5 protein-coding genes are annotated in these 4,608 nt (G+C 66.4%); 1 reads left to right on the forward strand and 4 read right to left on the reverse strand.

All coding sequences use genetic code 11. The annotated features are described in order from the left end of the window. The coding region (locus AB1346_10245; protein ID MEW6720816.1) for an NAD(P)-dependent oxidoreductase at nucleotides 1–616 on the forward strand (616 nt) is incomplete at its 5' end. Nucleotides 617–631: 15 nt separating this feature from the next. On the opposite strand, the gene AB1346_10250 is transcribed toward AB1346_10245, so the two are convergent. The 4 genes from AB1346_10250 to AB1346_10265 all read right to left on the reverse strand — a co-directional run. After that, complete coding sequence (locus tag AB1346_10250; GenBank protein MEW6720817.1) at nucleotides 632–2,149, reverse strand: tripartite tricarboxylate transporter permease; 1,518 nt, start codon at nucleotides 2,147–2,149, stop codon at nucleotides 632–634. Between the two features lie 11 nt (nucleotides 2,150–2,160). Beyond that, nucleotides 2,161–2,649 (reverse strand): tripartite tricarboxylate transporter TctB family protein, encoded by a 489-nt coding sequence (locus AB1346_10255; protein MEW6720818.1) that lies wholly within the window; start codon nucleotides 2,647–2,649, stop codon nucleotides 2,161–2,163. Between the two features lie 51 nt (nucleotides 2,650–2,700). Then, nucleotides 2,701–3,678, reverse strand: coding sequence for a tripartite tricarboxylate transporter substrate binding protein (locus AB1346_10260; GenBank protein ID MEW6720819.1), 978 nt, complete (start codon nucleotides 3,676–3,678; stop codon nucleotides 2,701–2,703). Between the two features lie 14 nt (nucleotides 3,679–3,692). Then, nucleotides 3,693–4,608: hypothetical protein (locus AB1346_10265; protein MEW6720820.1), on the reverse strand; the 916-nt coding region annotated here is incomplete at its 5' end.

Genomic DNA, 4,608 nt, shown 5'->3' on the forward strand with positions numbered 1-4,608 from the left:
TGGCCTGCTGATCGACGCGGCGCGGGGGATCTCCGCCTCGGACCGGTTCGTGCGGGAAGGCCGCTGGACGTCGGGAAGATTCCCGCTGACCACCCACGTCAGCGCGAAGCGGCTGGGCATCGTCGGCCTCGGGGAGATCGGGCGCGCCGTCGCCGGAAGGGCGGCGGGTTTCGCCATGGAAGTCCGCTACACCAACCGGAAGCCGGCAGAGGGCGTCCCGTACGGATTCGAACCCTCGCTGGAGGAACTGGCCCGCTGGGCCGATTTCCTGGTCGTGGCGGTCCCGGGAGGGCCTTCGACGGACCGCCTGGTCTCGTCGTCCGTCCTGGAGGCACTGGGCCCCGGGGGCTTCCTCGTCAACGTATCGCGGGGGACGGTGGTCGATCAGGAGGCCCTTGTCCGCGCCCTCGCGGACGGGACCATCGCCGGCGCCGGCCTGGACGTATTCGTCGACGAGCCGAACGTCCCCGACGGGCTGCTCCGCCGGGAAAACGTCGTCCTGACGCCGCACGTCGGAAGCGGGACGTTCGAGACGCGGAAGGCGATGGAGGATCTCGTCCTTGCGAACCTGGAGGCGTTCTTCAGGGACGGCAGGGTCCTGACGCCGGCGTTCTGACCGTCCGCGGGAATCTCAGGAGCCGGGCACGGCCTCGCCCGATTTGCTCGTCACGCGCGGCCAGATCCATGCGATCAGCGACGGGACCACCAGGGCGAACGCCCCGACCGCAAGGATCGTCGCCGAGATGGGGCGGGTCAGGAACACCGTCAGGTCGCCCCGGTTGATCATCATCGCCTCCCGGAAGCTCCGTTCCATCATCGGGCCGAGGACCATCGCAAGGACCAGGGGCGCCAGGTCGTACCGGAGTCGGCGCAGGAAATAGCCCAGCAGGCCGAAGCCGACCATCAGCCAGATGTCGAGAAGCGAGTTGTTGACAGAGTAGACGCCCACCAGGCACAGGAGCATTACGGACGGCATGAGGATGAAGAGAGGGATTCGGATGATGCTCGCGAACACTCCCACCAGGGGCAGGTTGAAGACGAGCAGCATGAAATTTCCGATGTACATGCTGGCGATCACGCCCCAGAATAGGTCCGGCTTCTGGGTCATCAGCAAGGGGCCGGGATTGATGCCGTGGATCAGCAGGACCGCCATGACCACCGCCATCGCCGGGGTGAAGGGAATCCCCAGCGCCATCAGGGGGACGTAGGCGGCCCCCACCGACGCGTTGTTCGCCGCTTCCGGCCCGGCGACCCCCTCGATGGCTCCGCTCCCGAACTCCCCGTGCTTGTCGACCTTCTTCTCGACCGCGTAGGAGACCATCGTGGAGATGATCGGCGACGGGCCGGGGATCAGCCCGACGAAGAAGCCTATGAAGGATCCCCGGATCATCGGCCACGCCGACCGCTTCCACTCGACGAGCGTCGGCCACAGTTCCCTGAACCCCACGTGCTGCATCCGCATGTTCCGCTGCCGTTCCTCCGCCGTGACGAGCACCTCGGAGATGCCGAACAGCCCCATTGCGACGGGGAGGAAATCGATCCCCTGGGCGAGCAGGGGCTGCCCGAAGGTGTAGCGCATGTAGCCGGCCAGGGTTTCCATGCCCACCGTGCCGAGCGCCAGCCCGAAGGCGATCAGCATCAGCGACCGCGTGAGCCTCCCCCCCGTCAACCGGGTCATCACCAGGAGCCCGACGAACGCCACGGCGAAATATTCCGCCGGCCCGAACTTCAGGGCGGCCCTTGCCAGCGTCGGGGCGAGGAAGCTCAGGCCGACCAGGCTGATCGTCCCGGCGACGAACGAACCGATGGCCGCGACGGCCAGGGCGGCCCCCGCGCGGCCGCGGCGGGCCATCTGGTAGCCCTCTATCACGGTGACGACGGACGCCGCCTCCCCTGGGATGTTCAGGAGGATCGACGTCGTCGAGCCGCCGTACATCGCCCCGAAGTAGATGCCTGCGAAGAGGATCATGCCCGCCGTCGGCTCGAGCCCGTACGTGAGCGACAGGAGGAGCGCCATGGTCCCGAGGGGCCCGAGCCCCGGCAGGATACCGATGACCGTCCCGACCACCGCCCCCAGGAACCCGAAGAGGAGGTTCAGGGGGCTCAGTGCCACCGAAAACCCGGTCAGCAGACCTTGGAAGGTATCCACGCTTGCCGCTCCTACCCCAGGATCCCGTCGAGTATCCCGAGAGGCAAGGGAACCTTCAGCCAGACGATGAATGCGAAATAGGAAACGACGGAAAGGACCACGGCCACGATCGCCGCGACCGCCCAGTTGCGGGCGCCGAAGATCCGGGTCGCCGCCACGAGGAAGGCGGCGATGGAAACGGGGTAGCCGAGCGGCTTCAGCGCGAGGATGTAGCCGATCATGAGGGCCGTCAGCCACGCCATCCTGCCGACCCTGCCCCCCGCTGCCGCGGACCCGTCCGCCGAGGGTGTGGTATCCGGCGGTACGGCATCTGGCGACCGCAGCTCCTGCAACAGGCACACCAGGGCCGATATGACGAGGAACGCGCCCACGACCGTCGGGTAGAAACCGGCGCCGGGCATGGACAGGTTCCCCAAAGGCATCTTCAGGGCCATGTAACCGTAGATCGCTCCCGCGGCCAGCATCGCGCCCGGGAACAGGATTCCGCGGTATTTCCTCATCGGAAGGGTCCTTGCGGGGGAGGCCTGCCGGCCTCCCCCGCGCTCCTCATGTCATTTCCCGCCTGCCGCCGCTTTTCCGTACCTGTCCCACAGGGGCCGATAGGCCTGGTCCAGCTTCTGCATCATCGCGCCGTACTGCTCCGGCCCCAGGTAATACGCCGGGAACGCCGTCTTCTCCGCGTTCGCCTTGAACTCCTCGGAGTCCATCACCTGCTTCACGGCGGCGGCGAACTTGTCGACGACGGCCTTGGGCGTCCCCTTCGGCATGGAGATTCCCCTCGCCGAGAAGCTGGTGAAGTCGTACCCCAGCTCCTTGAAGGTGGGGACGTCCGGGAGGTAGGGGCTCCGCTTTTCGGACATGATCGCCAGGGCGCGGAGCGTGCCTGCCTTGAGCTGGGGGTATACGATCCCCAGGTTGTTCGCGGTGGCGGCGACGTGGCCGGCCATCGCCGCCTGCCAGGACGGCCCGTCCCCCGAGAACACGACGATATTGAACTTTGCGTTGGAGCTTTCCTGGAACATCTGCATGGCGAACCAGTCGTCCCCGGGGGAAGCCGACACGCCGACGGTGACCGTCCCCGGCTTTTCCTTGGCGGCCTTGACGATGTCGCCGAGCGTCTTGTAGGGGCTGTCCGCCTTTACCGCCAGCAGCCCCCAGTCCGACACGACGTTGGCGACGAACTGGATGTCGGAGACCTTGTAGTTGGTCTGCCGTACGTACGCATTGATGGGGATGAACGGCGTGCAGGAGAGGAAGATGGTGTAGCCGTCGGGCTTGGACATCGCCAGTTCCGTGGCGCCGATGTCGCTGCCGGAGCCCGGCTTGTAGACGGGGACGATGGTGGTTTTCAGCACCTTCTCGAGGCCCGGCCGGACCATGGAGAGCGCCACGTCGCTCCCGCCGCCGGGGGAAAAACCGATCAGCGCGGTGATGGGCTTCGACGGGTAGTCCGCCTCCGCACCGAAGGCGTTCGGGGCGAATACGACGGCCAGCAGGGCAATTGCGACGAGCAGCGTTCTCTTCCGCATGTGCTCTCTCCTCCCTAGGGATATTCTTCCTCGCGGCCGCCGGTCGGCGACGCAGCGCCGATCAGCCCTCCGCGGCGGTCAAAAGGCATGTCGAACGGTTCGCTTGCCGCTTCAAGATACTTGCTCTCTCTCACCTCCGGCAAGAGGATCTCCGACACCTGGATTTCGTCCAGGGCCACGGTGTTCCGGATCCGGGCCATGCGCACGCTTTTCTTGTCGAGGATGTTGCACGTCTTGATCGCCGCCTGGATCGCCTGCCGGTCGCTCTTGAGCACCATCGGGATCTTGACGCTCGCCGGAACGGTGGACGTGAGCGCGTTCGGGTAGGTGTGCTCGAAGCTGAACTTGTCGAACGCCCTGCGAGTGGTGAAGTCGAGGATGCCCAGCCCGTTGGCGTTGCCGTGCGACCGATCGGTGATGTCGAGGACGGCCACCTTGGTGATCGCCGGGCCGCCGCTGACGTACGGGGTATGGTAGCGGCCGACCACGTTGGTGTCGAACCCCGTGCCGCTGATGTCCTTCCCGATCTCGTCGATGATCAGTACGTCGAGCCGGTCGAAGTAGATCCGGGGGTAGAGACGCCAGGCCTCCTCCAGCAGCTCCGGCTCCCGTTCCGGGATCTCCGCCCCGGCCAGCACCTCCAGCCGGGCGGTCTCATGGTAGGCGTTCTCGACGATCCCCACGCCGCACAGGACGTTCGACTTCGCGAGGGTCACCCGGCCGAAGGCCATGATGTTTTCCGCCATCTTGCCGAACCCCAGCTCGTGGCAGATGTCGGCGCCCTTCTGCTTGCCCATGCCGATGACAAGCATCTTCATCAGCCCGCTTTCGCATTTCCCGCGGAAGGCCACATGGGGCTTGATCCGGTTGACGGCCACGATCCCGTCGGCCTCGTGGGCATGCCGGTCCAGGTGGACCGGGAACCCGTTC

The organism is Thermodesulfobacteriota bacterium, assembly GCA_040758155.1.
Classification (GTDB): Bacteria; Desulfobacterota; Deferrimicrobia; order Deferrimicrobiales; family Deferrimicrobiaceae; genus UBA2219.

What these genes read in the sequence shown, in the direction of transcription:
- AB1346_10255 (MEW6720818.1), bottom strand. Translation starts at nt 2,649, where the DNA reads ATGAGGAAATACCGCGGAATCCTGTTCCCGGGCGCGATGCTGGCCGCG.
- AB1346_10260 (MEW6720819.1), bottom strand. Translation starts at nt 3,678, where the DNA reads ATGCGGAAGAGAACGCTGCTCGTCGCAATTGCCCTGCTGGCCGTCGTA.